General features: G+C 56.2%; 28 protein-coding genes. 16 read left to right on the top strand and 12 right to left on the bottom strand.

Annotated elements, in window-relative coordinates:
- Positions 1-3: 3 nt before the first annotated feature.
- On the bottom strand, positions 4-894 hold the full coding sequence (locus GOX66_RS06285; protein ID WP_170760679.1) for a YicC/YloC family endoribonuclease: 891 nt from the start codon (positions 892-894) through the stop codon (positions 4-6).
- 244 nt (positions 895-1138) lie between these two features.
- Between GOX66_RS06285 and GOX66_RS06290 the strand changes: the two genes are divergently transcribed.
- The gene (locus tag GOX66_RS06290) at positions 1139-1813 is read left to right on the top strand and encodes a PAS domain-containing protein (RefSeq protein WP_170760681.1); all 675 of its coding nucleotides are present in this window, start codon (positions 1139-1141) and stop codon (positions 1811-1813) included.
- Between the two features lie 55 nt (positions 1814-1868).
- Here the strand turns inward: GOX66_RS06290 and GOX66_RS06295 are convergent, their stop codons facing one another.
- Positions 1869-3239: a class II 3-deoxy-7-phosphoheptulonate synthase gene (locus GOX66_RS06295; RefSeq protein ID WP_170760683.1), complete on the bottom strand. Its 1371-nt coding sequence runs from the start codon at positions 3237-3239 to the stop codon at positions 1869-1871.
- Positions 3240-3408: 169 nt separating this feature from the next.
- On the opposite strand from GOX66_RS06295, the gene GOX66_RS06300 reads away from it, so the two are divergent.
- On the top strand, positions 3409-4413 hold the full coding sequence (locus GOX66_RS06300; protein ID WP_170760685.1) for a GlxA family transcriptional regulator: 1005 nt from the start codon (positions 3409-3411) through the stop codon (positions 4411-4413).
- 7 nt (positions 4414-4420) lie between these two features.
- On the opposite strand, the gene GOX66_RS06305 is transcribed toward GOX66_RS06300, so the two are convergent.
- Positions 4421-5518, bottom strand: a complete 1098-nt coding sequence (locus tag GOX66_RS06305; RefSeq protein ID WP_170760687.1) for a PQQ-dependent sugar dehydrogenase — start codon at positions 5516-5518, stop codon at positions 4421-4423.
- A gap of 167 nt (positions 5519-5685) precedes the next feature.
- Between GOX66_RS06305 and GOX66_RS06310 the strand changes: the two genes are divergently transcribed.
- From GOX66_RS06310 to GOX66_RS06345, 8 genes are all read left to right on the top strand, one after another.
- On the top strand, positions 5686-6867 hold the full coding sequence (locus GOX66_RS06310; protein ID WP_170760689.1) for an ABC transporter substrate-binding protein: 1182 nt from the start codon (positions 5686-5688) through the stop codon (positions 6865-6867).
- A 131-nt stretch (positions 6868-6998) separates the two neighbouring features.
- Entirely contained in the window at positions 6999-7787 is a 789-nt protein-coding gene (locus GOX66_RS06315; RefSeq protein ID WP_170760691.1) for an ABC transporter ATP-binding protein, read from the top strand.
- On the top strand, positions 7784-8614 hold the full coding sequence (locus GOX66_RS06320) for an ABC transporter ATP-binding protein (RefSeq protein WP_170760693.1): 831 nt from the start codon (positions 7784-7786) through the stop codon (positions 8612-8614). The genes GOX66_RS06315 and GOX66_RS06320 overlap by 4 nt, the downstream gene beginning before the upstream one ends.
- A 2-nt stretch (positions 8615-8616) precedes the next feature.
- The gene (locus tag GOX66_RS06325) at positions 8617-9039 is read left to right on the top strand and encodes a hypothetical protein (RefSeq protein ID WP_170760695.1); all 423 of its coding nucleotides are present in this window, start codon (positions 8617-8619) and stop codon (positions 9037-9039) included.
- A gap of 300 nt (positions 9040-9339) precedes the next feature.
- Positions 9340-9717, top strand: a complete 378-nt coding sequence (locus tag GOX66_RS06330) for a hypothetical protein (RefSeq protein ID WP_170760697.1) — start codon at positions 9340-9342, stop codon at positions 9715-9717.
- 218 nt (positions 9718-9935) lie between these two features.
- Positions 9936-10946: a branched-chain amino acid ABC transporter permease gene (locus GOX66_RS06335; RefSeq protein WP_170760698.1), complete on the top strand. Its 1011-nt coding sequence runs from the start codon at positions 9936-9938 to the stop codon at positions 10944-10946.
- A complete protein-coding gene (locus GOX66_RS06340) occupies positions 10943-12283 on the top strand; it encodes a branched-chain amino acid ABC transporter permease (protein ID WP_170760700.1) in 1341 nt (446 codons plus the stop codon). Before GOX66_RS06335 ends, GOX66_RS06340 begins: the two co-directional genes overlap by 4 nt.
- A gap of 187 nt (positions 12284-12470) precedes the next feature.
- Positions 12471-12722: a hypothetical protein gene (locus GOX66_RS06345; protein ID WP_170760702.1), complete on the top strand. Its 252-nt coding sequence runs from the start codon at positions 12471-12473 to the stop codon at positions 12720-12722.
- Positions 12723-12767: 45 nt separating this feature from the next.
- Here the strand turns inward: GOX66_RS06345 and GOX66_RS06350 are convergent, their stop codons facing one another.
- Positions 12768-14309, bottom strand: coding sequence for a helicase HerA-like domain-containing protein (locus tag GOX66_RS06350; protein ID WP_170760704.1), 1542 nt, complete (start codon positions 14307-14309; stop codon positions 12768-12770).
- Between the two features lie 437 nt (positions 14310-14746).
- Here GOX66_RS06350 and GOX66_RS06355 point away from each other — a divergent pair, with 437 nt between their 5' ends.
- The gene (locus GOX66_RS06355) at positions 14747-15355 is read left to right on the top strand and encodes an invasion associated locus B family protein (protein ID WP_170760705.1); all 609 of its coding nucleotides are present in this window, start codon (positions 14747-14749) and stop codon (positions 15353-15355) included.
- A 68-nt stretch (positions 15356-15423) separates the two neighbouring features.
- Here the strand turns inward: GOX66_RS06355 and GOX66_RS06360 are convergent, their stop codons facing one another.
- The 4 genes from GOX66_RS06360 to GOX66_RS06375 are packed head-to-tail and all read right to left on the bottom strand — an operon-like array spanning position 15424 to position 19663.
- A complete protein-coding gene (locus GOX66_RS06360) occupies positions 15424-16632 on the bottom strand; it encodes a beta-ketoacyl-[acyl-carrier-protein] synthase family protein (RefSeq protein ID WP_170760707.1) in 1209 nt (402 codons plus the stop codon).
- Between the two features lie 9 nt (positions 16633-16641).
- Positions 16642-16899, bottom strand: coding sequence for an acyl carrier protein (locus GOX66_RS06365; RefSeq protein ID WP_170760709.1), 258 nt, complete (start codon positions 16897-16899; stop codon positions 16642-16644).
- Positions 16900-16931: 32 nt separating this feature from the next.
- On the bottom strand, positions 16932-18023 hold the full coding sequence (lpxD, locus tag GOX66_RS06370; protein WP_170760711.1) for a UDP-3-O-(3-hydroxymyristoyl)glucosamine N-acyltransferase: 1092 nt from the start codon (positions 18021-18023) through the stop codon (positions 16932-16934).
- 35 nt (positions 18024-18058) lie between these two features.
- The gene (locus tag GOX66_RS06375; RefSeq protein WP_170760757.1) at positions 18059-19663 is read right to left on the bottom strand and encodes a L,D-transpeptidase family protein; all 1605 of its coding nucleotides are present in this window, start codon (positions 19661-19663) and stop codon (positions 18059-18061) included.
- 354 nt (positions 19664-20017) lie between these two features.
- Here GOX66_RS06375 and mepK point away from each other — a divergent pair, with 354 nt between their 5' ends.
- The 4 genes from mepK to GOX66_RS06395 all read left to right on the top strand — a co-directional run bounded on the left by mepK (position 20018) and on the right by GOX66_RS06395 (position 22995).
- Entirely contained in the window at positions 20018-20587 is a 570-nt protein-coding gene (mepK, locus tag GOX66_RS06380) for a peptidoglycan L,D-endopeptidase MepK (RefSeq protein WP_170760713.1), read from the top strand.
- A gap of 367 nt (positions 20588-20954) precedes the next feature.
- Positions 20955-21431 carry a plasmid mobilization relaxosome protein MobC gene (gene mobC, locus GOX66_RS06385; RefSeq protein WP_237212533.1) on the top strand — a complete coding sequence of 159 codons (477 nt, stop codon included), beginning with the start codon at positions 20955-20957 and terminating at the stop codon, positions 21429-21431.
- On the top strand, positions 21428-22714 hold the full coding sequence (locus GOX66_RS06390; protein ID WP_170760715.1) for a relaxase/mobilization nuclease domain-containing protein: 1287 nt from the start codon (positions 21428-21430) through the stop codon (positions 22712-22714). Before mobC ends, GOX66_RS06390 begins: the two co-directional genes overlap by 4 nt.
- A gap of 8 nt (positions 22715-22722) precedes the next feature.
- Positions 22723-22995, top strand: a complete 273-nt coding sequence (locus tag GOX66_RS06395) for a hypothetical protein (protein ID WP_170760717.1) — start codon at positions 22723-22725, stop codon at positions 22993-22995.
- A 55-nt stretch (positions 22996-23050) separates the two neighbouring features.
- On the opposite strand, the gene GOX66_RS06400 is transcribed toward GOX66_RS06395, so the two are convergent.
- Positions 23051-23278, bottom strand: coding sequence for a hypothetical protein (locus tag GOX66_RS06400; protein ID WP_170760719.1), 228 nt, complete (start codon positions 23276-23278; stop codon positions 23051-23053).
- Positions 23279-23710: 432 nt separating this feature from the next.
- Here GOX66_RS06400 and GOX66_RS06405 point away from each other — a divergent pair, with 432 nt between their 5' ends.
- Positions 23711-23905 (top strand): hypothetical protein, encoded by a 195-nt coding sequence (locus GOX66_RS06405; RefSeq protein ID WP_170760721.1) that lies wholly within the window; start codon positions 23711-23713, stop codon positions 23903-23905.
- Positions 23906-23917: 12 nt separating this feature from the next.
- On the opposite strand, the gene GOX66_RS06410 is transcribed toward GOX66_RS06405, so the two are convergent.
- From GOX66_RS06410 to GOX66_RS06420, 3 genes are all read right to left on the bottom strand, one after another.
- Positions 23918-24835 carry a nucleotidyl transferase AbiEii/AbiGii toxin family protein gene (locus GOX66_RS06410; RefSeq protein WP_170760722.1) on the bottom strand — a complete coding sequence of 306 codons (918 nt, stop codon included), beginning with the start codon at positions 24833-24835 and terminating at the stop codon, positions 23918-23920.
- Complete coding sequence (locus GOX66_RS06415; protein ID WP_170760724.1) at positions 24822-25673, bottom strand: type IV toxin-antitoxin system AbiEi family antitoxin domain-containing protein; 852 nt, start codon at positions 25671-25673, stop codon at positions 24822-24824. The genes GOX66_RS06410 and GOX66_RS06415 overlap by 14 nt, the downstream gene beginning before the upstream one ends.
- Before the next feature lie 160 nt (positions 25674-25833).
- A complete protein-coding gene (locus tag GOX66_RS06420) occupies positions 25834-26094 on the bottom strand; it encodes a hypothetical protein (RefSeq protein WP_170760726.1) in 261 nt (86 codons plus the stop codon).
- Positions 26095-26101 lie beyond the last annotated feature (7 nt).

A 26101-nucleotide genomic window follows, 5' to 3' on the forward strand; every position in this document is an offset into this window, starting at 1 on the left:
TCATTATTCTATGTTCTGCACTTGCTCGCGCATCTGGTCTATTACGGCCTTCAACTCAAGCCCTGCCGAAGTCAGATCGGCACTTTGAGCTTTCGAACACAGCGTGTTGGCCTCGCGGTTGAACTCCTGCATCAGGAAATCCAGCTTGCGTCCGACCGCAGCATCCTGAGTCAGCAGATCGCGCGCTGCCGCAATGTGGGCTTTCAGGCGGTCAATCTCTTCGGTGATGTCCGCTTTGACCACAAGCAAAGCAAGCTCCTGCGCCACCCGGTCGGGATCAGCGCCCTGAGCGTTGTCCAGAACGCGCGCCAGATTCTCGCGCAGCGCCTCGGCCATCTTGTCCTTGCGTTGTTCGGCCAACTTTGCGGCTTTCGCTGTCAGGTCTGCAACCTGGCTGAGTTGTCCATCAAGAATTTCTGCCAACGCCTGCCCTTCGGACTCGCGCATCTCGATAAAAGCCGCCAAAAGGTCCGCGAACTCAGCCGTCAATTGGGCAGTTAACGGCCCAGGATCATCCACGTCACTTCCCGCATCCAACATCCCTTTGATGGCAATCAGATCCGCCGCCGAGGATGGCACCAGCGTCACTCCGGACGCCGCGGCCAGTTCCTGCGTGCGGGCCAGAGCTTTGAGCGCGGCCTCCATCGCCCCTTCGTTCAGAACGAGATCCGGCGCGGCTTCATCCCGGCTCAGCCGCAGTGACAAAGTAACGTTTCCGCGGCTCAGGGATTTGGACATCTGAGAGCGCAGGGCACCCTCCAACCCGGTCAGCCACTCGGGGACGCGCAGTCGCATGTCCAGCCCTTTGCCGTTCACACTGCGCAGTTCCCACGCCCAGCTATGCGGCCCGAACGCCCCCTTGCCCGAGGCGAAACCGGTCATGGATCTGATCATGCCTGCCCTTTCTATGGCTACCCGTTTAAGCTTGCTTGCCGCACCTAATGCTATCGGCAGGCGCAGGGCAAGTGTTTGCTGAGTTTGGCAAAGCACGCCAGAAGTTAACCATTCATTAAAGAATTCCTCCAAAATTGATTTAACCCGTGTCAATCTGGCCAAACCGGGGGCTGGTCAGGCATGAATGGCCCCGATATCTGGCATTTTAAGAAAATGACGGTCGATTGGCGTTAGGGTGATGAAAATGAAAACCTTTTTCGGGAACGGTTCCGGGTCAAATTTTGGAAAGATCGTCGCAATGGATCGTTTTGACAGTGGGCGCAGCCTCTCGCCCATCCGGCAGGCCGAGGCGTACTGGACTGCGTTGCTGACGGGCGACAGTGTTCCGATGCGGTCGCAGATCGATCCGCGCGGGCTCGAGAACATTCTGGAATACACATTCATTTTAGAACGTATCGCGCCCGGCCTGGCCCGGTTTCGTCTGGCTGGTAGCCATTTGAACAATCTGGCAGGAATGGAAGTACGCGGAATGCCTCTGACGGCTTTCTTTGAACCCAGCGCACGCGGCCAGATCACTGACATTCTGGAACAGGTTTTCGCCAAACCCGCAATTGCTGAACTGGGGCTTGCATCCACGGGAAAGCTGGGACGGACACAGATGCAGGCGCGGATGATCCTGCTGCCCTTGAAAAGCGATCTTGGCGATGTCAGCCGCGTTCTGGGCGTGATGGTCAGTGACGGCGTGATTGGAACAACACCCCGCCGGTTCACCATTCCGGACAACCGGGTGCGTGCGGTCTCTGACGTTCAGGCTCCGAACAATGTAGCGCAACAAACCGCACCTGAATTTGCCGAGGATCAGGCAGAATTTAAGCCAACCGGGTCGCATCTTCGATTGGTCGCGTCGCGGGACGATTAAACGAAAAAAAGCGGGCCAGCCGGCCCGCCTTTCCCATTTCTAAGCACCTTGGTTCTTAGCTGACGGCACGCTTGCTGCCGTTGCGACGCAGGTTGGTCAACTCTTCCGCGACCAGGAAAGCCAGTTCCAGAGATTGCGTTGCATTCAGACGCGGATCGCAAGCGGTATGGTAGCGGTCCGAAAGGTCCTCTTCGGTCACGGCACGGACGCCACCGGTGCATTCGGTTACATCCAGACCCGTCATCTCGAAATGCACACCGCCGGGGATGGTGCCCTCGGCCTCGTGCACGCCGAAGAAGTCACGCACTTCGCGAAGAACCGAGTCAAACGGACGGGTCTTGTACCCGGTCGCCGACTTGATCGTATTGCCATGCATCGGGTCGCAGACCCAAGTGACTTTGGCACCCTCTTCCTTGACCGCTTTGATCAGACGCGGCAGATGCTCGCCCGCCTTGCCCGCGCCGAAGCGTGCGATCAGGGTCAGGCGACCCTCTTCGTTTTCCGGGTTTAGCTTGGACATCAGAACCTTAAGGTCATCGGCAGTTGTCGTCGGACCACATTTCAGACCAATCGGGTTCAGAACTCCGCTGCAGAATTCCACATGTGCACCGTCGGGTTGACGGGTACGGTCACCAATCCAGATCATGTGGCCGGAACCGGCCAGCCAATTTCCGGAGGTCGAATCAAGACGCGTCAGTGCCTCTTCATATTCCAGCAGCAGGCTTTCATGGCTGGTGTAGAACTCGACCGTTGAGAATTCATGTGTAGTGTCAGCCGTGATCCCCGCCGCATTCATGAAGTCGATCGTATCCTGAATTCGATCGGCGATTTCCGAGTATTTCTGAACGTCCTGCTCATCCGTGAAACCAAGAGTCCAGGAATGCACCATGCTCATATCCGCGAAACCACCGGTCGAGAACGCGCGCAGCAGGTTCAGCGTCGCGGCGGCCTGCGTATAAGCCTGCAGCATCTTGTTGGGATTCGGAATTCGCGCCTCAGGCGTGAAGGCCAATTCGTTAATGATGTCACCGCGGTAGCTGGGCAGCTCCACGCCATCCACGACCTCGGTCGGGGCGCTGCGCGGTTTGGCAAACTGGCCCGCCATGCGGCCCACTTTAACCACAGGCACTTTGGCGCCGTAGGTCAGCACCATCGCCATCTGCAACATCACTTTGAACGTATCACGGATCGCATCCGCGCTGAACTGTTCGAAGCTTTCAGCACAATCCCCACCCTGTAGCAGGAAGGCCTCGCCGCGACCGGCGGCACCCAGATGTTGCTTGAGACGCCGCGCCTCGCCGGCAAAGACCAGCGGGGGATACTGTGAAAGCTGGCCCTCGACCTTGGCCAAAGCGGCCTCGTCGGTATAGTCTGGCATCTGAACCCGGGGCTTGTTGCGCCAGTTCGTTTTTTGCCATTCGGTCATAGCTTTGATCTCCGCTGAAATAGTCAGGTCGTCTCTATACAAAATGCATTGAAGACTGACCATATACGATTTGGACCTCTTGACGCGGGAAACAAGCTTTGATCATGGTGACTGTCAAACCTGTGCCCGGGTAAGACACTGCCACGCGCCGAATCAAGGACGCCTCGCCATGAAAGAGCAACGCCAAGTTGTCACGGTGGAAGACACTGCGGCCAACCCCCGCAATTTCGTATTTGTCCTTCTGGACAAATTCTCTTTGCTGTCGTTTGCGTCAGCTTTGGACAGCCTTCGGATCGCGAACCGTATGGCGGACAAACCGTTATACACTTGGACACTTGCCGGTGAAGGCGGTGAGACGGTCAGCTGCTCGGCCGGGACCACTTTTGCGCTGGACTCCGATCTGATCGAGCTTCAGCGCGACGAGGTCGTTCTGATTTGTGGCGGCGTGGACGTGCAGGCAGCGACCACAAAGAAAGTATTGAACTGGGTGCGCCGCGAGGCGCGCCGTGGATTGCGCATCGGTGGTCTTTGCACAGCCGCCTATACGCTGGCCAAAGCGGGGCTGCTGGATGGCAAACGAGCCACGATTCATTGGGAAAATTCGGACAGTTTCGTCGAGGAATTTGACGAGGTCGAACTAACCAAGTCTGTCTTTATCGTCGACGGCAACCGGATGACCACGGCAGGTGGAACGTCTTCTATTGACCTGATGCTTAAAATCATTGCCGACGACTATGGCGAAGACCTGGCCAACGCGGTGGCGGACCAGATGATCTATTCCTCGATCCGCACCGATCAGGACACGCAGCGTCTGTCCACTCCGACCCGGATCGGTGTGCGACACCCCAAGCTGAGCCAGGTCATCCTGATGATGGAAAAGAACATCGAAGAGCCGATCTCGCCCTCTATCCTGGCCAAAGATGTCGGAATGTCGACACGGCAGCTGGAACGGCTGTTCCGCCGTTATCTGAGCAGGTCGCCCAAACGGTACTACATGGAGCTTCGGCTGCACAAAGCACGCAATCTTCTGATGCAGACAGACATGAGCGTCATCAACGTTGCGCTGGCCTGTGGCTTCGCCAGCCCGTCCCATTTCTCGAAATGCTACAGGGCGCATTACAACACCACGCCCTATCGTGAGCGTGGTGCGCAGAGTGGTCGTTTATCGGTCTGATTCAGACTTAAACTCCCGGGGTCATGCGATAGACAGCCCCCTCACCAACAGAAATGAACCAGATAGACCCGTCAGGTGCCTCTACGATATCCCGAACACGCCCGGTCTCGGGCCCTTTGATCTGTTCGACCTCGCGCAGAGGTGATCCCTCAAGCCGCGCGATATAGTCGAACTTGAGTGATCCGACGAAGATATCGCCCTTCCATTCCGGCCAGAGCTTGCCGGAATAAACCATCAGCCCGGACGGTGCTATGGACGGGTCCCAATAGTGCCTGGGCTGTTCCATGCCGGGTTTTGAGGTACCCTCACCGATCTTCTGACCGGAATAATGCACGCCGTAGGAAATTACCGGCCAGCCGTAGTTCTTTCCCGGCTGAACCAGATTGACCTCATCCCCGCCCTTTGCCCCATGCTCCGAAATCCAGAGGCGGCCTTGTGCGTCCAGCCCCGCCCCTTGCGGGTTCCGATGGCCAAATGACCAGATTTCAGGGCGAACACCGGCTTCCCCGACAAAAGGGTTGTTGGCGGGCACTGTCCCATCACGGTTTACACGGATGACTGACCCCATATGATTGGATTTGTTCTGCGCATTTGGCCGATCTCCCCGATCGCCTATCGTCAGGAAAAGCGTGCCGTCATTGGCCTCAACCACCCGAGAACCAAAATGACGCCCCCCTGATCCTCCCGGCGTTGCTTCAAATATCACGCGGAGGTTGCTCAACCGATCGCCACTTTCTGACAGGCGCGCGACGGCTAGCGCAGTTCCGGCCCCGCCCCGTTGGCGTTTTGAGAAGGTCAGAAATATCTCTCGGGTCTGCAAAAAGTCGCGCGCCACGGTTACATCCAAAAGGCCACCCTGCCCTTTCGCGGCAACCTTGGGCACACCCTTCACCCGTTTCGCCTGCCCGTCCGCCACATAAAGAATGTCACCGTCACGTTCCGTAACCAGAAAAGCGCCCCCGGGCAAAATTCCGATGGCCCATGGTGTATCCAGCCCTTCAACCATAGTGTTGAGCTGGACCGGACCAGCCGAAGTCTGCAATACGTCAGCGCTGACCAGACCAGCCTTTACGGACAGCAGTAGAATCGCGAAAGCCCTTAACATTTTGCTCTCCTGTCTCAGAACGCAGGCTACCCTGCAAAACGACAAACCCAACAAAACAAATAGGATTGTGCAGAGCAAAAACACAATTTCGTTAGGACTTTTCTTTTCCGGACGGCTTGCCTAGGGTCGTGCCCAGAACGAAAACGTTCCAATATGGGAGTAACCTAATGAAAAAGCTGCTTACTGCAACTGCAGCAACTGTTCTGCTGGCTGGCACCGCCATGGCCGAAGATGTGACTCTGGGCGTGTTGTTTGGCTTCACAGGCCCGATTGAATCGCTGGCACCGGCGATGGGCTCGGGCGCGGAACTGGCAATGGCCGAAGTCACCGAGTCCGGCAAACTGCTAGATGGTTCTAAAGTCAGCGCGTCCCGCGCCGATACCGGCTGTATCGACAACGGTCTGGCAACCTCGAACGGCGAACGCATGATCGCGGACGGCGTTGCCGGCATCATCGGCGGCGACTGCTCGGGCGTGACCGGCGCGATCCTGCAGAACGTTGCGATCCCGAACGGCATGGTCATGATTTCACCGTCGGCAACCTCGCCCGGTCTTTCGACCATGGAAGACAACGGCCTGTTCTTCCGCACCGCCCCGTCGGACGCGCGTGAAGGTCAGGTTATGGCTGACATCCTGAAGGACCGCGGAATCAACTCGATCGCTCTGACCTATACCAACAATGACTACGGCAAAGGTCTGGCCGACGCGATCCAGTCCTCGTTCGAGGAAGCAGGTGGTGAGGTCACCATCGTAGCCGCGCACGAGGACGGTAAGGCAGACTATTCGGCTGAAGTCGGAGCGCTGGCATCGGCCGGCGGCGACATTCTGGTCGTCGCGGGCTATCTGGACCAGGGCGGTCTGGGCATCATCCAGTCGTCGCTGGACAGCGGCGCCTTTGACACCTTCGGTCTGCCAGGCGGCATGATCGGCGACTCGCTGCCGTCCAACGTCGGCCCCGACCTGAACGGCTCGTTCGGCCAGATCGCCGGTTCGGGTGGTGAAGGTGCTGAAAAGTACTTTGCCATGGCCGAGGCCGCAGGTTTTGACGGCTCGTCGCCCTACTCGCCTGAATCCTACGACGCCGCTGCGCTGTTCATGCTGGCCATGCAAGCTGCCGGGTCGACCAACCCTGCCGAGTATGGCGCAAAGATCATGGACGTGGCCAACGAACCGGGTGAGAAAATCTATCCGGGTGAACTGGCCAAGGGTCTGGAACTGCTGGCCGCAGGCCAGGACATCGACTATGTCGGCGCCTCCGGCGTTGAGCTGATCGGCCCCGGCGAAAGCGCGGGGTCCTACCGCGAGATCGAAGTCACCGACGGCGAGAACAAGACCGTCAACTTCCGTTGATCCCGCATCTATCGTCATAAAAACAAGCAGCCCGGGCCTTGTGTCCGGGCTGTTTCAGTGAAAAAAGGCCGCACCTCTCATTTGGGAGTGAGGAAACAAAAGAACGCCGAAAACGGCGGCTAGGGGAAAAGATGATCGTCGTCGAAGACGTGCACAAGCATTTCGGCGGTTTTCACGCGGTGGATGGGGCGTCGCTGGAAATCGAAAAGGGTTCGATCACAGGCCTGATCGGGCCGAACGGGGCCGGAAAAACCACTCTGTTCAACGTGATCGCGGGCGTGCTGCCACCGACCAGTGGCAAGGTGTTCATGGATGGTGAGAACATCACCGGCCTGCCGCCGCATGATCTCTTTCACAAGGGCCTGCTGCGCACGTTCCAGATCGCGCACGAGTTTTCCTCGATGAGCTGCCGCGAAAACCTGATGATGGTGCCCGGTGCCCAATCCGGGGAATCGCTGTGGAACACTTGGTTTGGCCGCAAGCGCATCGCCGATGAAGAACGCGCCCTTAAAGCCAAGGCCGATGAGGTTTTGGAGTTCCTGACCATCGAACATCTGGCCGACCACAAGGCGGGTCAGGTCTCGGGCGGTCAGAAGAAATTGCTCGAACTCGGCCGCACCATGATGGTCGACGCCAAGATCGTGTTTCTGGATGAAGTCGGCGCAGGCGTAAACCGTACCCTGCTGATGACCATCGCCGACACAATCCTGCGCCTGAACAAAGAACGCGGTTACACGTTCGTCGTCATCGAGCACGACATGGATTTCATCGGCAAGATCTGCGACCCGGTTATCTGCATGGCCGAAGGCAAGGTTCTGGCCGAAGGCACCTTAGACGAGATCAAGGCCAACGAGCACGTGATCGAGGCCTATCTGGGCACCGGCCTGAAGAACAAAGACAAGCTGGAGGCCGGGGCATGAGCGACAATCCCTATCAGGATGACAAGGGCAACAAGGACGCGTCGATCACCAACACTCATGGTGTCGGCACGATGACGCCAGCGCATTCCAAAAGCGGCGAGACGCATTATGTCGGCGGCGGCCCCTTCCTGATCGGTGACACGATGACCGGCGGCTATGGCAAAGGACCCGACATCCTGCATGACTGTACCATCGCCGTGGACAAGGGCGAGATCGCCGTGATCGTCGGCCCCAACGGTGCCGGGAAATCCACCGCGATGAAGGCCGTATTCGGGATGCTTGACGTCCGCGCGGGTTCGGTGCGTCTGGACGGAGAGGACATCACCAACCTGTCCCCGCAGGATCGCGTGATCCGGGGCATGGGTTTCGTTCCGCAAACGCAGAACATCTTCACCTCGATGACGGTCGAGGAAAACCTTGAGATGGGAGCGTTTATCCGACGCGATGACATCAGCCAGACGATAGAGCAGGTCTATGACCTCTTCCCCATCCTGCGCGATAAACGCAATCAGGCGGCCGGAGAGCTGTCGGGCGGTCAGCGCCAACAGGTCGCCGTCGGTCGCGCGCTGATGACCCAACCGAAGGTGCTGATGCTGGACGAACCGACTGCCGGTGTTTCACCCATCGTAATGGATGAACTGTTCGACCGGATTATCGAAGTCTCGCGGACCGGGTTGCCGATCCTGATGGTGGAACAGAATGCCCGTCAGGCGCTGGAGATCGCGGACAAGGGATATGTTTTGGTTCAGGGGCGCAACGCCTATTCCGGCACGGGCAAGGAACTGCTGGCAGACCCCGAGGTACGGAAGAGTTTCTTGGGGGGGTGAAGATGAGAGCTAGTTTTTTGGTTTTTGCTCTTGCGATTACTCAGGCCAATGTCAGTTTGGCCGACGTGGTTTTTCCACCGCTCAAAGTTCTAGAATGTCAGGCAACAAGGCTTTGTGAACTAGGTCAAAATTGCATCGATGTTTCTAGGGCTGGAACTATCGCGATAATCGGTCCTGATGATCCGTCCTTGAAAAGTGATGCTCGGCATTTTGCGAATTTCTCGTCAACATCCGATGCGATTGGCCGGGAATATCTGACCGCATATCAATACATGTTTCGCGAACGAGTGAAACTGTCTGATCCGGACATTCAATCTCTCCAGTTTTCTTGGATAATAGAAGTCGGTATGAACGGAGACTTCGTCGTCGTCGATCGGGAACAACGTTTGATCGTAAAATGTGATCAGAATTCGAAGTTTAACTAACTGACTTCCACAACGCCCTTGTGGCGCTCTCCAACTTTGTCCTTGTTCCCACAAACGTCTAATGTCGCCCGTTCAACAGGATTGAGGCCAAACTGTGATCATGCTTAGCGATAATAATACTGCGACCCACTAAAATTATTCATTTACAACGCCCTGAAACCTTTTCAACGACCTCCTGATCACTCTTTCCGCGGCTAAAGTTTCGCCACGTTCCCCCCTTACTCACGGCCTGCGAACAGCGGGAATCGGGCGTCCGATTCTCAACACTTTCGGGCAATCGCCCCTTTCAGGAGACATACTATGAAATATCTGGCAGCCCTTGCCGCCGTCGTTCTGCCCGCCGCCGCGCAGGCCGTGACGCAAACCCCCGCGCAAGGTGAATTTGTTTACGAGTGCCAGATTACCGAGACATGCAAAGCCAGCGGTTGCACTCCGCTCGACCCCGTGCAGCTGGTTACGCTAAAACGGGTGGATGGCCAATCCAAAGGTGTGCTTGTGGTTGACGGCCAGGAACATGAGGTACTTGTGTATCCCAGCCTTGGCGCGCAGGAATTCCTTCAGGTTCTTACCGGCGGCAGCGTCGGTTACACGGTGGATTCCGACTCTGGCGAACTTGCTATACGGGCGTCAGGTGCGAAACAGCGGAACGAACGCGGCACCTGTTCAATGCCTCACTGAGACCACCGTAACGACCCTTTCCGCAGAATCAGTTAACCGCCCCCCCGGAGGATTTTGACATATCTCCGGGGTTCTTCTTTTCAACCCGGCTTGGCGACTGCCGTCACCGCGTTTTGTTCGTTTTTTTCTGGTGTTTTGAACCATCTTGCGCAGCGGAATTGTTGTGTTTTCACTCGGCCGCATGCCATAAGGTCGCACTCGGACAGTGAGAAGAATTCATGGACTTACTCAACGCGCTTGTTGCGCTTGCGAATTTTGTGTTGGTGCCCGCAATCGCCTATGGCAGTCAGTTGGCACTCGGAGCGCTGGGGGTCACTCTGATCTACGGCATTTTGCGGTTTTCGAACTTTGCCCATGGCGACACGATGGCCTTTGGCGCAATGATCGCCGTGCTGGTCACATGGGGGCTGCAGGCCGTCGGAGTCAGCTTTGGTCCGCTGCCGACCGCTCTGCTGGCCCTGCCCTTTGCCATTCTGGGCTGTATCGTTCTGGTGCTGATCACAGATCGGTTGGTTTATCGGTTCTACAGGGAACAAAAGGCCAAACCGGTTATTCTGGTGATCGTCTCGATGGGCGTCATGTTCATCATGAACGGGCTTGTGCGATTCATAATCGGGCCGGATGATCAGCGTTTCTCGGACGGGGCGCGGTTCCTGATTTCCGCACGCGATTTTAGGGCCATGACCGGTCTGAACGAAGGGCTTGCGATCCGAACGTCTCAGGCGCTTACTGTGGTCGTTGCCGTCGTTGCGGTGGCGCTGCTGTTCTGGTTTCTCAACAAAACACGGACCGGCAAATCGATGCGCGCCTATTCCGACAATGAGGATCTGGCACTGTTGTCCGGTATCAACCCGGAACGTGTGGTGATGATCACCTGGATCATTGTTGCGGCGCTGGCGACAACCGCTGGAGTCCTTTACGGGTTGGACAAGAGTTTCAAACCGTTCGTCTATTTCCAGCTTCTGCTGCCGATCTTTGCGTCGGCCATCGTGGGCGGCCTCGGCAACCCGTTGGGTGCCATCGCAGGCGGGTTCATCATCGCCTTTTCCGAAGTCACGATCACCTATGCCTGGAAAAAGGTGCTGACCTATATAGCACCGGAAAGCCTTGCTCCGTCTGGCTTGGTGCAGTTCCTGTCCACCGATTACAAATTTGCCGTCAGCTTTGTCATCCTGCTGATCGTGCTTCTGTTCAAACCTACGGGTCTGTTTAAGGGGAAAGTGGTATGACCGAGTCCGTCAAAAACACGCTGCTTTTCGTAGTCGTTGCCGGGTTAATCCTGTTAAGCGGGTTCACGCAGAGCTGGAACACCGCGATCCTGATTCTGAACATGGGGCTGATCTCGGCCATCATGGCGATCGGGGTGAACCTGCAATGGGGCTTTGCAGGCCTGTTCAACGTCGGTGTCATGGGCTTTGTCGCGCTGGGTGGGCTGGCGGTTGTGCTGGTGTCTACGCCTCCGACGCCAGGGGCCTGGTCCTCGGGCGGATATGGGATCGTACTGTCGTTGCTGCTGGGCGCGGCAACTGTTGTGGCTTGTGTGCTGGTTGCACAGAAATTGCCAAAAGGCCGGGTACAGACGCTGTCGATCATCGGCATTCTGGTTGTCGGTTTCTTCATCTATCGCGCTGTATTTGATCCCAGCGCGGCGGCGGTCGAGGCGATCAACCCTGCCGTGGCTGGAAACCTCGGTGGATTGAACTTCTGCACCGAGGCCCGATATTGCGGCTGGTTGGTTGTTCTGGCTTGGTTTGCCGGCGGTCTGTTAGCAGCAGGTGCGGCTTGGCTAATCGGGAAAACAGCTTTGGGATTGCGCTCGGATTATTTGGCGATTGCAACGCTAGGTATTGCCGAAATTATCATTGCGATCATGAAAAACGAAGACTGGCTGGCCAGAGGGGTCAAGAACGTCTACGGCATTCCTCGCCCGTACCCGGTCGTGGGCTATGAAGTAGAGCTGCAAAACGATCCTGGTTTTCTTACGCGCGCCGATTGGTTTGGGCTTGATCCGGTCACAGCCTCGACTCTCTCCGTCAAACTCGGATACTCGCTTCTGTTTACGATCGTCTTGCTGGCGCTGCTCTGGATGGCGCAGATGGCGCTCAAAAGCCCATGGGGCCGCATGATGCGCGCGATCCGAGATAACGAAGTCGCGGCCGAGGCGATGGGTAAGGATGTAACACGCCGCCACCTCCAGATCTTTGTTCTGGGGTCCGCAATTTGCGGAATCGCCGGCGCGATGATGACCACACTGGACGGGCAGCTTACGCCAGGCACGTATAACCCCCTGCGCTTTACCTTTCTGGTTTGGGTCATGGTGATCGTCGGCGGGTCGGGAAACAATTTTGGAGCGGTTCTGGGCGCTTTCCTGATCTGGTTCCTGTGGATTCAGGTTGAACCCATTGGGCTGTGGCTGATGAACCTGATAACCTTGGGTCTGCCCGATGGCAGTGCACTCAAGTCGCACCTGATTGACAGCGCAGCACATATGCGCCTGTTCACTATGGGTCTGATCCTGCTGATTGTTCTCAGATTCAGTCCCAGAGGCCTGATCCCTGAGAAGTAGGTCTATTTTCTCCCAAATACCTGAACCGCGCCGATTATTCGGCGCGGTTTCTTGATTCCTGACCTAATCTTTATTAGAGGCAACCATCGTTAGACTAATTCTGAATTTATAAAGGTCGACGTTCACGCCAAATTAGCTAATCGACGTTACTGGTTCAGGCTAACTCTTGAGAATAAGAAGACGACACATGAAAGCCACTCTTGTTACCAAAATCCTTATGTTGCTGCTTGTTGCAAGTCTGGCCGCATGTATCCCTTCGCCGGAAGATCTGGAAACCACGCCGGTAAAGGTTCAGACCCCCAAAGGTGAAGTGACATGTCAGCTTTACCGCCAGGACCGTGTGACGTGGGATCGGGCCATCAACTTCCCTGCAACCAAAATGTCGGTACCTGAGGCGGATGCATATTGTCGGCAGGAAGGGCAACGTCGTCTTAAGTAGTGCTATGGGCGACGGGCAACAGACCGGTTGCTCGACGCCCGAACGTCACCGGTTCTTGAACAGACCGCCAAGGATACCGCGGACAATCCGGCGCCCGGTGGTTCCCTTAAGTTCCTTGATGACAGCTTCGGTCATAGCGGTGGCAAACGTATCTTTCTGGCGGGTCACCCGCGACGACGAGCGCCCGACCCGGCTGCCGGAAAACCGGCGCGCGGTAGCGAATTCACGCTCGGCCACGGATTGTGTTTCTTCCTGCTCTTCCGCCACGGCGGCAGCCTGTGCTGCCGCGTCCGCGCGGGCTTGAAGAATTTCAAAGGCCGATTTCCGATCCGTCAACGTGCCATATTTGGCATTCATTTCAGACGCATCTATCAAAGCCTGGCGTTCTGAATCCGTAATCGGTCCAAGCTGTGATCCTGGTGGCCGAATGAGTGTGCGCTCAACAATCCCGGGCACACCCTTTTTCTGCAGCATGGATGTCACCGCTTCTCCCACGCCAACCTCGCGGATCACCGCTTCTGTATCGAAGGCAGGGTTCTCGCGATAGGTTTCGGCTGCAAGGCGCAGGTTCTTTCGGTCGCGCGCTGTAAACGCACGCAGCGCGTGCTGAACGCGATTGCCGAGCTGACCCAGAATATCTTCGGGAATATCCGCTGGGTTTTGCGAAATGAAATATACACCAACGCCTTTGGACCGGATCAGCCGCGCAACTTGCTCGACCTTGTCTACAAGAACCTTCGGCGCATCCTCGAACAACAGATGTGCCTCGTCAAAAAAGAAGACCAGTTTGGGTTTTTCCGGGTCGCCGACTTCGGGCAGTTCCTCGAACAATTCGCTCAGCAGCCACAATAAGAACGTCGCGTACAGACGCGGAGATCCCATCAACTTATCGGACGCCAGGATATTCACTATTCCCTGCCCGTTTTCGTCGGTTCGCATCAAATCGGCCAATTCCAGAGCCGGTTCACCGAACAGGTTTGTTCCACCCTGGTTTTCCAGCACCAGCAAGCGCCGCTGAATTGCTCCGATCGAGGCCGTGGACACATTCCCATAGCGCAAAGACAACTGCGCCCGGTTTTCTCCAATCCAGACCAACAGGGACTGCAGGTCCTTAAGATCCAGCAGCGGCATACCCTCTTCGTCTGCCACGCGGAAAGCGATATTCAGAATGCCTTCCTGCGCCTCGCTAAGGTCCATGAGACGTGACAACAGCAAGGGGCCCATTTCGGTAACGGTCGTTCGGACCGGATGCCCCTGCTCCCCGAACAAATCCCAGAACGTAACCGGGCATGCGACGTATGAATAATCCGCAAATCCAATGCGCTGGGCCCGGTCCTGAAACGCCTGGTGCAGTTTGTGAGTTTCACTGCCTGCCTTTGCCAACCCGGACAAATCCCCTTTGACGTCAGACAGAAAAACCGGGACACCGGCCTGCGAGAATCCTTCAGCCAGGATCTGCAGCGTCACTGTTTTACCTGTTCCCGTCGCCCCGGCAATCAAACCGTGCCGATTGGCATATTTCAGCGTCAGGGTTTGAGGCTGGCTATAGTCTTCACCTGCGCCGCCCAGAAAGATAGTTTTGTCCATGAATGTAAGGCCTTAATTTCCACCGATCTGCCCCCAGCATACAAACTTAACCTTTAACTGCGATAGTCCAATCGCAGCCTTCGCCTTCACAGGTGCACGGTTGCAAACTTCCTCCCTGTCGACTGGCCGCGCCTCCGGGCGCGGCTTTTTTTAACGAATCCTTGTTTAGGCATTAAAATTTCAGGTTTGCAGTTGACCAGTGCGTTCCCCTTTCGTAACGTCTGCGCATAACTAAGTCGGCCAGTCCGACGGGGAGAAAAGTCTTTGGAAGGGAGCCGCTCCACCGGCTCCCTTTTTCATTGGACACAGCGGGCGATCTGCCTGACGTTATGGCAAGAATCCGTCTACATCCAACGAATGACACACCTTACTGCCTGACAGTATCGCCCAAGGGTGATAGACGGGATCAAAAGCTCAATCACATTGCCGAGGCATCCATGATCAAGAACACCCTATCTCTCAGCTTTGTTGCCGCTGCCCTCTGGTGTGGTGCCGCTTATGCTCAGGAAGCAACTCAGGAGGCTGAGACATCGGCTGAAACTCCGCAAACCGAAGTTGGGTCCGATTTGGATCTGGGCGAAGCCGGACCCCGTGTTGGCGAGCAATATGTCAAAGAAGAGGTGGGGAGCTGGGCGATAACCTGTCTCAAGACCGAAACCGATACAGATCCCTGCCTGATGAGGCAGGTGCTGTCGGGGCCGGAAGGCCAACCCATCGCTGATATCACGATAACCAAACTACCCGAGTCTGCGCCGGCCGTTGCTGGCGCTACCGTTATCGTGCCCCTCGAAGTTTTTTTGCAAGCCCAACTGGCGCTGTCGATCGACGGGGCACCGGGCAAGCGCTATAATTTTCACCACTGCAACCCGGTTGGTTGTATTGTGCAATTGGGCTTTACCCAGGGCGACGTAGACGCAATGAAAGCCGGAACCAAAGCGAACATTTCGGTAGTGTCCGTTCTGGCTCCTAATCAACTTTTGGATATTGAAGTGTCGCTGGCAGGGTTCACCGCCGGGTTCGACGGGCTGAGTGTCAACCAAAACTAAGCCCGAACCAAACCAAAATTGCCGCCCGATTACACTGGCGGCGTTTTCATGTTCAATTGAAATTTTTGTCAGATCCGTTTTAGCGCCAGAACCGCATTCAGCCCGCCAAAGGCGAATGCGTTGCTGAGCGCTACATCGACCTTAGCTTCTCGGGCGTCGTTGGGCACCACGTCCAATGCGCATTCCGGGTCGGGCTCTTCATAACCAATCGTCGGAGCGATTACGCCATCGCGCAGCGCCATAATGCACGCCAGCAATTCCACTGCGCCAGTACCACCAATCAGGTGGCCGTGCATGGATTTCGTCGACGAGATCATAAGGTCATCTGCATGCGGGCCAAAAACGTCGGCGACCGCCGCGCATTCGGTTTTGTCATTTGCCGCTGTGCCGGTGCCATGCGCATTGATATAGCCGACCTGATCCGCGTTCAGACTCGCATCCGCCAAAGCGCCGGACATCGCCCGCGCAGCGCCCTGCTTACTGGGCATCACGATATCAGAGGCGTCCGAGGTCATCGCAAATCCGACAACCTCGCACAATATGTCTGCACCGCGCGCGCGGGCATGTTCGTATTCTTCGAATACGAAGACGCCTGCGCCCTCGCCCTGAACCATTCCGTTGCGATTGGCGCTGAAGGGGCGGCAAGCGTCCTTGGACATGACGCGCAACCCTTCCCAGGCTTTCACGCCGCCAAAGCACAACATGGATTCCGACCCACCGGTGATCATCGCCGGAGCCGCTCCACTGCGCACCATTTGAAAGGCAAGCGCCATCGCATGGTTCGAAGACGCGCATGCCGTCGACACCGTAAAACTAGGACCTTTGAGGTTATGCTCCATCGAAACGTGGCTGGCTGCCGCGTTGTTCATCAATTTGGGAACAACAAAGGGGTGAACGCGGTTCTTGCCGTCCTCGTACACCGATCGGTAATTGTCATCCCAGGTTGAAACACCGCCACCGGCGGTGCCCAAGACGACACCGGATCGCGCCGCAAGATCACCGTGGAACTCGATCCCCGACTGATCAATTGCTTCTTTCGTTGCCGTCAAAGTAAATTGGGTGAACCGGTCATACAGGGTCATCTGCTGACGGTTGAAACGCCCTTCTGCCTCGAACCCGCGCACCTGACCACCGATCTTGATCGCCAGACGATCGACATCGCGGAACTCCAGCTCGGAAATACCGCAGCGACCTTCGCGCATGGCCTCCAGAGTATCGGGAACGGAGTGGCCCAGCGAGTTGATCGTCCCGGCCCCGGTAATGACAACGCGTTTCATGGTCTTATGTCAGACCTTTTCCGACACAAGCTTTTCGATACCGGCAATGATTGCGGCGACGTTCGAGATGTCGAAATCACTGGCCGTCGGTTCGTTGGCATTAAACGGTACCGAGATGTCGAATTCTTCCTCAATTGCAAAAATGCTCTCGACAAGGCCCAGGCTGTCGATTCCCAGATCCTCGAGCGTACTTTCGGGCGTCACATCCGAAGGCTCCAACACGGCCTGCTCAGCAATGATGGCGATGACGCGGTCGGTGATGCTCATGTCGATCCTCTGATTATCACGTTGATTGTGACTTAATCGCTCGGAGGCTGTTTGAAAACAGCCTTTTTCAACGCCTCAACGTCACGTGCCATGCGGGGCAAACGGCGCTGCGCCTTGTAAATATCTGTATGGGTTTCCATTTTTATTCCCGGATAGCCCATAATTACACGGCCGGCCGGCACGTTCGACAGGATTTTGGTCCCCCCGCCAGCGATAACGCCATCGCCGATAAATATATTATCGACGACACCTGTCTGACCACCCAGAACAACGTTGTTGCCGATCTCGACCGAACCCGAAACACCGGTCTGGCCGCAGAGCAGGCAATCCTCCCCGACACGGGTGTTGTGGCCAACATGTACAAGGTTATCCAATTTTGATCCGTTGCCGACACTGGTATTGCGAATGGTTCCGTTGTCGACGGTACAGTTCGCCCCAACCTCAACGTCATCGCCAATTTCGACAGCACCGAGCGAGTGGATACGAAGCCAGCTTTGCGCCCTTGCGCCGCCCTGATCGCCCATGGTTTTGCGGGCGTTTTCGGCCCCCGAAACCTCAGGCGTGACAAAGCTGAAACCGTCACCACCGATCCGGGCACCGGGTTGAGCAATGAACCGATCGCCGATCCGCGCCCGCGCGCCAATGCTGACCATCTCGCGCAGCAACGCATTTTCACCCAGCACGGCATCCATACCGATCACACAATGCGCTCCGATGATCGCACCCTTTCCGATGCGGGCCCGGGCACCAATGACCGTCAGCGGGCCAATTGCCACGTCTTCGGCCAGTTCAGCAGTTGGATCGATCACAGCCGAGGTGTGAATACCAGGCTCAACACCCTGCCCGCCATCCAGCATGGACGTGATCCCCGCCATAGCCATACGTGGACGAGGCACGAAGATCGCGGCTGCCAGACCCAGAGCTTGCCAGTCAGCGCCTTCCCACAGAACTGCTGCACGGGCAGAGCCATTGCTCAGCGCCTCAGCGTATTTCGGTGACATTGCCATAGCCAGATCAGACGCGCCTGCGTCGGACGGTTCAGCAGCGCGCTCGATCATCAGGCTTGTTTCACCCTGACATTCCGCTCCAAGAGCTTCGGCGATTTGCTGAATGGTATATTGCATAATGGGCTTCCCGTTTTAAGGACCTGCCCTGGTGATTACCCCTGAACGTCCGGCAGGGCCACCCCTGCTTTCTGCAGAGCCTCCCAGATTTTCTGATCCCGTCCATAGACATCCCGGCGGTACTGAACCTGCCCCTTCGGCCCGATATAGGCCGTGCGATAGATCAGGTGGACAGGAACATGCTGTTCCAGTTGGACATTAGTTTCTTTGCCGGTGGCCAGAACACGATGGAAGAATGCTTTCGGATCTTCTTCCTGCCGGGCCAGTAGCGCATAGGCAAAATCGAATGGTTGCGCCAACCGGATACAGCCGTGCGAGAATGCCCGCACCTCACGCGCGAACAAACTTTTCTGAGGCGTATCATGCAGATAGATGTTGTACTTATTGGGGAACATGAACTTCACTAGCCCCAAAGCGTTGCTCTTGCTGGGTGGCTGACGCATCGCAAACGGGAAGTTGCGGGCGTTGAATTGGGTAAAGTCCACGGCTCCGCGATTTACCTGTCGGCCGCCGCGATCTGTGATCTGGATATGACCGACGGCGTTTGGATTTGACTGCAACTTTGGCAGGTATTCCTTGGTGATGATCGAGCGCGGAACATACCAGCTCGGGTTGATGACCATATGCTCCATCTCATCCGAGAATTCGGGGCTGCGGCGGTCATGCGTGTTCTTGCCGATTACGGCGCGTGTTTCAAATGTGACCAGCCCGTCATCCACAATCTTCGCGGAAAAATCCGTCTGGTTCACCAGAATGTGCCGTTCACCCCGCTCACGCGGCAGCCAGCGTTCCCGTTCCAGCGCGACATGGACGGCTTTTAGCCTTTCCGAGGCGCTACGATTGATTTCTGTCAGTGTTCCCTGCCCAGCCACACCATCTGATGCGAGGCCATGATCAACCTGAAACGCCTGAACGGCGGCCAGCAAGGCGTCATCGAAATCCGGGCTGGCCGTCGGTTTGAGATACCCCATCGAAACCAACCGGTTGCGCAGCTTAATTACAGCAGGTCCAGTATCACCATATTCCAGCTTCGACACAGGAACTGTCGCACCCCAACCGCCCTGATTTACCAAGTTCTCCAGAGCGATTTTTTGCTTCATCAACGCCCGGTATTGGGTCGATTGTGGTGCCAGTTGATCAAAATAGGTGCCGTTTTTCGCAGAAACGACGCCCTGCAAGTGAACTTTTGCCGGCGCCCGTTCAACTTTTCGAACCAACCCCTCGTCAATATCAGATGGGCGCAAAGCCCCGGATTGGAGGTTTCTGGCGTATTCGACAAAGGCGCGGGACAAATTGATTTCGACTGACCCCAGGTCACGGGTCGTGCGCGCGTCCTGCATCTGATCCAGAAGCGTCTGAACACTCTGGGACCCTTCGGGCAATCCGTGCATATGAGTCGTCGACAACGCGTTGATCAATCGTGCGCGTCGCGCCGCGTGCTCAGGTGTTTTACCCACCCAGATCGGAGAAAACCCGTTACTTCGGTAATATTCGGCGATTCCCGACCCTGAAGGGGCAAATTCGGCCACAGCCATCTGAAACGCCGTCGCCGTCTTGGACTCGGTATTGGCGATTGCCGCCGAAGCCAGAAAACATGCGGTAAAAACAATACTGGTACGCATTCGAAAAACTGAGAGCATGAGATGGCCTTGATTATTCAACATTTTACGCTTCCGAGGATCACGCCGACCAAATATGGTTTCGCGTCGGTCAAATTGTCTATTCACAAATGCATCACTTTGGTGCTTCTGTCTGCGCATGATGCTCGTTTGCATCGGCTCGCGCGGACCAGCAGGTAATTGCCTGTTGATTATACCTAATTGCATCACCTGCGCAAAAAACTGCCGAAATTTCCCCCTTGAATAGGCGAAAATGAAAGACTTCTTGGCGGAGATTTGCGTCTGTGTCATAAATCCCGCATCTGGGATGGGAAAAAATTAAGAACGCGCGCGTAACATCGTGCGCAGGCAGGAACTGTACGGGACGAAACTAAAATGACGATGAGCAGTACTTCGGGTTTGACCCGGCGTGCCCTACTGGGCGCATTTGCGGCTACAGCAGTCGTGGCGGCACCGACCTATTCCAATGCAGCAGGGTTTCTTCGCGGCGGTGGCGATATCCGGCGCATACGCATGTATTCCGGTCGCACCGGCGAGCGGATCGACATGATCTATTGGGTCGATGGAAAATACATCAAAGACGCCGTGAAAGAAGTGAACCATTTCATGCGCGACTGGCGGACTGATCAGGTCAAAGACGTGGACCTGCGCACAATCGATATCATGGCCGCATCGCACAATCTACTGGACGTCAACGAACCCTATATGCTGCTCTCGGGATACCGTTCCCCGCAAACCAACGCGATGCTTCGGTCCCGCTCGCGCCGGGTGGCGAAAAACTCGCTGCATATGAAGGGTCAGGCAGCTGACCTGCGGCTGGCTTCGCGGTCTGTGTCACAAATGGCCAAAGCCGCCATGTCCTGCCGCGCCGGCGGCGTCGGCAAGTACTCCCGCTCGAATTTCGTTCATATGGATTGCGGCGAAGTCCGTTCCTGGGGTGGCTAACCCAACTAATGCATGACTATTCAATGACGAGCGCCATTTGGCGCTCTTTGTTTTTGATGAATAGAGAACCAGCGCCGTAATTTGCCGGGCATAATCGACAGAATCGCCAGCCATTTGATAAGTGTGTTCGATGTGGCCGTATTGTCGTGGCCTCGCGCCATACGACATTAGTTTATTTTGACCGTTATTGGACCGTATCTGAACCAGCTATTCGACAGGTGTCACCCATCAGCGCGCATTAGCCACACAAGGCGTTGAAAATAATTACTTTTGCAGGATGGTATGGCGCGCCTCGAAGGAGAAAGTTCGAACACTCTTTTCGAGACGCTTGAGGAATGGGAACGGCATCTCACGCAACTAGACCTTGATGGTCGGAGGTGCGTCGATGAAGTATCCAGACAATGAAATCAAAAACTTAAATAACCCTGAGCCCAAAAAGGAGCGTGAACCGACCTTTCCGGTGCCGTTTTCGCTGCGGCTAAGCTTTGAGGAGCGTGCGCAGCTAGAAAACGAGGCGGCTGGGATTCCGGTCGGTGCGTATATCAGGCAAAGACTGTTCCGCGACAAGGAGACCCCGCGCAAGAGGCGCGGCAAGTCTCCGGTGAAGGATCATGTCGCGCTTGGCCGTGTGCTTGGGGCGCTCGGCCAGTCGCGGATTTCCAATAATCTAAACCAGCTTGCCAAGGCCGTGAATACCGGCTCGCTACCCGTCACGCAGGAAACCGAGGACGCGATCAAGCAGGCTTGCGATGATGTCAAAGCCATGCGGCAAGACTTGCTGCTGGCGCTTGGTGTCTGCAATTCGGGTTCAGGTTCGAAAACTGGACCGAGCCTGACACCATGATCCTGCAAGCCAAGGAACGCGGTGATGGTCCGCAGCTCGCCAGATACCTTCTCGCCATGCGGGACAATGATCATGTCGAGTTGCATGAAGTGCGCGGTTTTATCGGCGATGATCTTCTGGATGCATTTCATGAGACGGATGCGATTGCCAAAGGGACGCGGTGCGAGAACTATCTGTTTTCGATGAGCCTGAACCCGCCGCAAGGCGAACAGGTATCGACGGAATCCTTTGAAAATGCAGCGAATGAGATCGAGCAAAAGCTGGGACTCGAGGGTCAGCCCCGCGCGATTGTCTTTCATGAAAAAGACGGGCGGAGGCATGCTCATTGTGTTTGGTCGCGCATTGATGCTGAGTCGATGACCGCAATCAACCTGCCGTTCTATAAGCGCAAGCTCATCGAGCAATCACGGAAGCTGTTTCTTGAGCATGGCTGGGACATGCCGGAAGGCTTTCAGCACTGGACGCTGCGTGATCCTCTGAACTTCAACCGCGCTGAATGGCAACAAGCCAAGCGCGTCAAGCTTGATCCGCGCGAGCTCAAGGCGCTGTTCAGAAATTGCTGGGAGTCAACCGATTCAAAATCTGCGCTGCAAAACGCCTTGCAGGAACGCGGCTTCTGGCTGGCTCAAGGTGATCGGAAGGCTTTTGTCGCCATCGACTACCGTGGAGAAATCTATTCGCTCTCCAAATGGTCTAGTGTCCGCGTCAAGGATGTGAAGGCACGCCTTGGCGATCCGAAAGACTTGCCGTCTGTCGAACAGATCAAAACCCGTATCGGCGAGCGTATGACGGGGGCGCTATCGCGCTTTGTCAAAGACATGGAAGCGGATGCGCGGCGACGCTCGGCAAGCCTTGAGTTCAGGCGAAGCGAAATGGCTGGTCGGCATCGCGAAGAGCGAAAGGCGCTCAAGGCCGCGCTGGAAAAGCGCTGGATTGCAGAAACCAAGGCCCGCGCTGCCCGCTTGCCGCGCGGCATGAAAGGCATCTGGCACAGGATCACGGGGCGTTATTCCGAGATCAAGCGGCGGAACGAGCGCGAATCCTGGGACGCCCATCGGCGCGATCAGGCAGAAACCGACCGCTTGATCCTGCGGCAGCTTGAGGACCGGCGTGTGCTGCAAATCGAGATCAGGGAACACCGCAAGCAGGAGCAAGAAGAACTACTGGACCTGCGGGCCGATATCGCGCGTTACCAAGACCTCAGTGAGGAGCGCGAGGCCGAACCATCGCGAGACAAAGACAGAGGGCGCAAACGAAACCGTCCGCACCGCCCAAGACGATAGGAGAAAAAATGACCGAGCCACTATGCACCCTGTATGTTCCCGTTCGGGTTCTGGCGCTTTACGAAGCCATTGAAGCGCTCAAGAAGCCGGACACGGAAGACCATGTACGAAAAAGTGCGGAAATCGTTGCGCATAACGCAACCGAAGACGAGCACTACGATGCCTGGTGCTACATGCATTTGCACGAGAATCAGGACTTGATGGGTCCTGTGCGGACCATCGCCATCGACGATCCAGCCGTGAAACGTATGGAAACAGTCTATTCCTCGGAAGTAATCTGAACGGTCTTGGCGCGGTGTCAATAAATTGGGGCGCTATGCGCGCCCCTTTTGCGTTTCAGCGATTTTGGCCGCTTTCCGGTTCGTCAAGCGGTTGGCGCAGAACGATGCGGCCATTGATCGGGACGACTTCGAGTTGGAGCGTGTAGCCTTTGTCGTCCTTGTGCCGCCATGCCGCGCCGACTTTGTTCCAGAACGATTTCTCGCCTTTGTCTATAACGTGCCAGGCCAAAAAGTCGGGCGCGTTGGGTTGCGGGGATTCAGGTTTTGAGTTGTTGCGTGCCATGATGGTTCTCCTTGGTTTGTGGTTGGCTCGTTACGCCATTCCGCAAGACCGGACGGAGTAGGTTCAGGCGTCATATCCCACACGGTCCGCTGCTCGCTGCGGAGTGGTGCGGGCAGGATATTGAGGGCTGGCCGCGTTCGGTCAGGAATTCAGGCAAAAGAAACGAGACGTATCGCAAGCCAAGCATGATCCTTTGCATGCAATGCGTTGATCTATGATCCCGTAATCCGTGCGCCGCTCTTTTCCGCAGGCGTCCGGCCACAGGTCTTCAAGTCATCAGTTCTGGCAGAAAGGCCCGTGCAAACGGACAAGGCGATGAATGCCTGCTCCACGATGTTGCGCCCGCGAGGGTGTCCTATAAGGCCGCTTTCTACGCCTCCCGATTCCGAGAAGAGCCGGATGGACCGGTTCGAAACGGAAAAGGAGGATCGCATGATCACGTTTATCACAATGCACGAATTGCAAAGCCTGACGGATCAGGAGCTTGGCGAGCTGTACCAGCTTTTTACGCTGCTGCTTTCTGAAACTGAGCCGCACACGCCGGATCACCGCCGCATTCGGGCAACGCTTGAGAATATCCGCAACTTGCTTGGGCAACCACGGCAACGGTGCATCCGCCGCCCTTGATACTGAGCGAAATTATCCCTCGCGGCCAAGCGATTGCTCAAGTAATGCAACCAGCTCAGCGCGGCGTTCCGGCGGCAGGGAGTCGAGATTTCGTTGCCGCCATTTGACGGCGGGTAATTCGCTGGCATGCGGGGTTCTGATCAATGACCAATCCGGCTCTCCGTGCTCAAAACGGATCAGAAATTTCCGATGTTTGTCTGGCATGTTGCCGATCAGATCAGCGATCAAGTTTTGCTGCGTCTGAATGAGGTCTTCGATGCCAACGGCGGTTTCTGTCATGCCGTCGAAACCGTCCCTGAATTCATCGGCAAGGTCTTTGACGCGGCCAGACAGCACCTCTCCCATTGGGCGGTTGTGGCTGAGAAGATAAACAAGGAAAGCTTCGCGCAGCGCGTCGGTCAGCCCCTCATTGGAAAACAGATCGCGAACGTCGAACAAGTCTCGCGGATGCTGGCGGTCTAGGGCGGCGACGAGCTTGCCCGCATAGAGGTCTTCGAAGGACACAACGGCGATTTCCGCATACCCGAAAGCGTCTTCGACGGCCTCGGTCACGGGTTGGACGCTTGGTTCTTTGACAACACCGCGTAGCACGGGTGAGACTTCAATCTTGACCTGCGTGCGTTCCGCCGAAACCACCAAACGCAAAACAGTGCCTTCGCTGACGCTCTGTGTTGTTCGCGATCCTGGGATTTCAGCGAGTATGGTGGCCTCGATCCATTTCATTGCCGCGTCAATTCCGGCAAGCGCTTCCGGTCTTGCGTGCATTGGCAGATACATCAGGTCGATATCCACGGAGAGGCGCGGCAGATTGCGAACAAACAGGTTGATTGCCGTGCCGCCTTTGAGCGCAAAACAATCTTCGCGCGCCGCAATCGGCAGAAGGCGCATCAGCAAGCGGACTTGATGTTCGTAGTGTTCACGAAAGGCCATCGAGGTCCTCCGGAACGGTGATCAGATAGGCTGGATCAAGTCGCCCGCCTTTCACGAGCATCCGCTTGCCCTTGCCAAGATCAACGGCGTCTTTGTCGAGCCGCTTTAGCCACGCATGGTCGTGACGGTCGGCAAAGTAGAAGAAAAGGCGCTTGACCTTGATGCTGGCGCAGTCGGTCAGAAGTTTTTGCAAGCGGCGCGGGCTAAAGTTTGCGGCCCCCTGCATGAACATATCGGCCTGATGAAAACTCTCGTTGCTTGGCAACTCGTCCAGCATTTCCAGATAGGCTCGCTCTGGTCTCGATAGGGTCAGCGGCCAGTCCCATTGTCCCCATGCCAATGTACCCAAGCTTCCGCCCTGAAAACGTTCAAGATCACGCCCCGTTCCTTTGGAGATATCCCACGCGAGGTTTCCCAGCCCGAGGGTGATCGGTTGGTTTCGAAACAGGGTTTCGCTGTTGTGATAGACGAAGCGTTGCGGAAGGCTCAGCTTGTTGAGCCAGCTTGGCGGCTTGTCAGGGCCGTATAGATGGGTCGTTTTGGTTTCATGCACGAGGTAGTGGGCGAAGCCTTGAAGCTCTAACGCTGTTCGGCCTCCAACTACGAGTGGCACTGCGAGCAGAGTTTGGAGTGATATCACGACCTGCTGCCAACTGAGCGAGCCGCGTGGACGACGGTAAACACCGCGTGCGGCCTGCTCCAACCATCCGTTTTTGACGTAGTATGAACGTAGATTGCTGGCGATATTGCGCTTCTCAAGCCATGCAGCATCGACCACCAACCCTTCGGGCAGGTCTTTCTCCAATCGGTTTAGGTGTGACGATCTTTGCTCACTCATATTGAGTATTTTACATGAAGTTCAAACCGGTAGCAAGTTTGATATTTCCAATATTTACTCAACCATACTGACGATAACGCACACTCCTCAAACCAAGCTTGCGCCCGCCTTGTGAGAAGCCAACGCGGCTGGCCGAAGTGCCAGCCGAAAATTTTTCCCCTCAAAATAGCGATAACTGCGCTCCCTTCCAGCGGGTGCGATTGGCTTCATGATCCAGCCATGCGGTAACGAAGGCGACCGCGCCGCCGTGCTGTTCGACATGGCCAAGCGGCAGAAAATTGGAGCGGTAGCCGGTTTCTGTGACGGGCAGCGGTGTCTTGTTTTCGGTGCGCAATTCGACGTGATCGGTCATCCCGAATTCTTCCGGTTTATAGGTGATTTCGACCGCGATGCCGCGCCAAATTATGTTGTGTTTTTCCATGGTGTAA

The sequence above is a fragment of the Ruegeria lacuscaerulensis genome (assembly GCF_013031245.1).
GTDB classification, from domain to species: Bacteria; Pseudomonadota; Alphaproteobacteria; order Rhodobacterales; family Rhodobacteraceae; genus Ruegeria; species Ruegeria lacuscaerulensis_C.

Excerpts from the sequence above, each read along its gene's own strand:
- GOX66_RS06285 (WP_170760679.1), bottom strand. The coding sequence starts at position 894 with ATGATCAGATCCATGACCGGTTTCGCCTCGGGCAAGGGGGCGTTCGGG.
- GOX66_RS06290 (WP_170760681.1), top strand. The coding sequence starts at position 1,139 with ATGAAAACCTTTTTCGGGAACGGTTCCGGGTCAAATTTTGGAAAGATC.
- GOX66_RS06295 (WP_170760683.1), bottom strand. The coding sequence starts at position 3,239 with ATGACCGAATGGCAAAAAACGAACTGGCGCAACAAGCCCCGGGTTCAG.
- GOX66_RS06300 (WP_170760685.1), top strand. The coding sequence starts at position 3,409 with ATGAAAGAGCAACGCCAAGTTGTCACGGTGGAAGACACTGCGGCCAAC.
- GOX66_RS06305 (WP_170760687.1), bottom strand. The coding sequence starts at position 5,518 with ATGTTAAGGGCTTTCGCGATTCTACTGCTGTCCGTAAAGGCTGGTCTG.
- GOX66_RS06310 (WP_170760689.1), top strand. The coding sequence starts at position 5,686 with ATGAAAAAGCTGCTTACTGCAACTGCAGCAACTGTTCTGCTGGCTGGC.
- GOX66_RS06315 (WP_170760691.1), top strand. The coding sequence starts at position 6,999 with ATGATCGTCGTCGAAGACGTGCACAAGCATTTCGGCGGTTTTCACGCG.
- GOX66_RS06320 (WP_170760693.1), top strand. The coding sequence starts at position 7,784 with ATGAGCGACAATCCCTATCAGGATGACAAGGGCAACAAGGACGCGTCG.
- GOX66_RS06325 (WP_170760695.1), top strand. The coding sequence starts at position 8,617 with ATGAGAGCTAGTTTTTTGGTTTTTGCTCTTGCGATTACTCAGGCCAAT.
- GOX66_RS06330 (WP_170760697.1), top strand. The coding sequence starts at position 9,340 with ATGAAATATCTGGCAGCCCTTGCCGCCGTCGTTCTGCCCGCCGCCGCG.
- GOX66_RS06335 (WP_170760698.1), top strand. The coding sequence starts at position 9,936 with ATGGACTTACTCAACGCGCTTGTTGCGCTTGCGAATTTTGTGTTGGTG.
- GOX66_RS06340 (WP_170760700.1), top strand. The coding sequence starts at position 10,943 with ATGACCGAGTCCGTCAAAAACACGCTGCTTTTCGTAGTCGTTGCCGGG.
- GOX66_RS06345 (WP_170760702.1), top strand. The coding sequence starts at position 12,471 with ATGAAAGCCACTCTTGTTACCAAAATCCTTATGTTGCTGCTTGTTGCA.
- GOX66_RS06350 (WP_170760704.1), bottom strand. The coding sequence starts at position 14,309 with ATGGACAAAACTATCTTTCTGGGCGGCGCAGGTGAAGACTATAGCCAG.
- GOX66_RS06355 (WP_170760705.1), top strand. The coding sequence starts at position 14,747 with ATGATCAAGAACACCCTATCTCTCAGCTTTGTTGCCGCTGCCCTCTGG.
- GOX66_RS06360 (WP_170760707.1), bottom strand. The coding sequence starts at position 16,632 with ATGAAACGCGTTGTCATTACCGGGGCCGGGACGATCAACTCGCTGGGC.
- GOX66_RS06365 (WP_170760709.1), bottom strand. The coding sequence starts at position 16,899 with ATGAGCATCACCGACCGCGTCATCGCCATCATTGCTGAGCAGGCCGTG.
- lpxD (WP_170760711.1), bottom strand. The coding sequence starts at position 18,023 with ATGCAATATACCATTCAGCAAATCGCCGAAGCTCTTGGAGCGGAATGT.
- GOX66_RS06375 (WP_170760757.1), bottom strand. The coding sequence starts at position 19,663 with ATGCTCTCAGTTTTTCGAATGCGTACCAGTATTGTTTTTACCGCATGT.
- mepK (WP_170760713.1), top strand. The coding sequence starts at position 20,018 with ATGACGATGAGCAGTACTTCGGGTTTGACCCGGCGTGCCCTACTGGGC.
- mobC (WP_237212533.1), top strand. The coding sequence starts at position 20,955 with ATGGTCGGAGGTGCGTCGATGAAGTATCCAGACAATGAAATCAAAAAC.
- GOX66_RS06390 (WP_170760715.1), top strand. The coding sequence starts at position 21,428 with ATGATCCTGCAAGCCAAGGAACGCGGTGATGGTCCGCAGCTCGCCAGA.
- GOX66_RS06395 (WP_170760717.1), top strand. The coding sequence starts at position 22,723 with ATGACCGAGCCACTATGCACCCTGTATGTTCCCGTTCGGGTTCTGGCG.
- GOX66_RS06400 (WP_170760719.1), bottom strand. The coding sequence starts at position 23,278 with ATGGCACGCAACAACTCAAAACCTGAATCCCCGCAACCCAACGCGCCC.
- GOX66_RS06405 (WP_170760721.1), top strand. The coding sequence starts at position 23,711 with ATGATCACGTTTATCACAATGCACGAATTGCAAAGCCTGACGGATCAG.
- GOX66_RS06410 (WP_170760722.1), bottom strand. The coding sequence starts at position 24,835 with ATGGCCTTTCGTGAACACTACGAACATCAAGTCCGCTTGCTGATGCGC.
- GOX66_RS06415 (WP_170760724.1), bottom strand. The coding sequence starts at position 25,673 with ATGAGTGAGCAAAGATCGTCACACCTAAACCGATTGGAGAAAGACCTG.
- GOX66_RS06420 (WP_170760726.1), bottom strand. The coding sequence starts at position 26,094 with ATGGAAAAACACAACATAATTTGGCGCGGCATCGCGGTCGAAATCACC.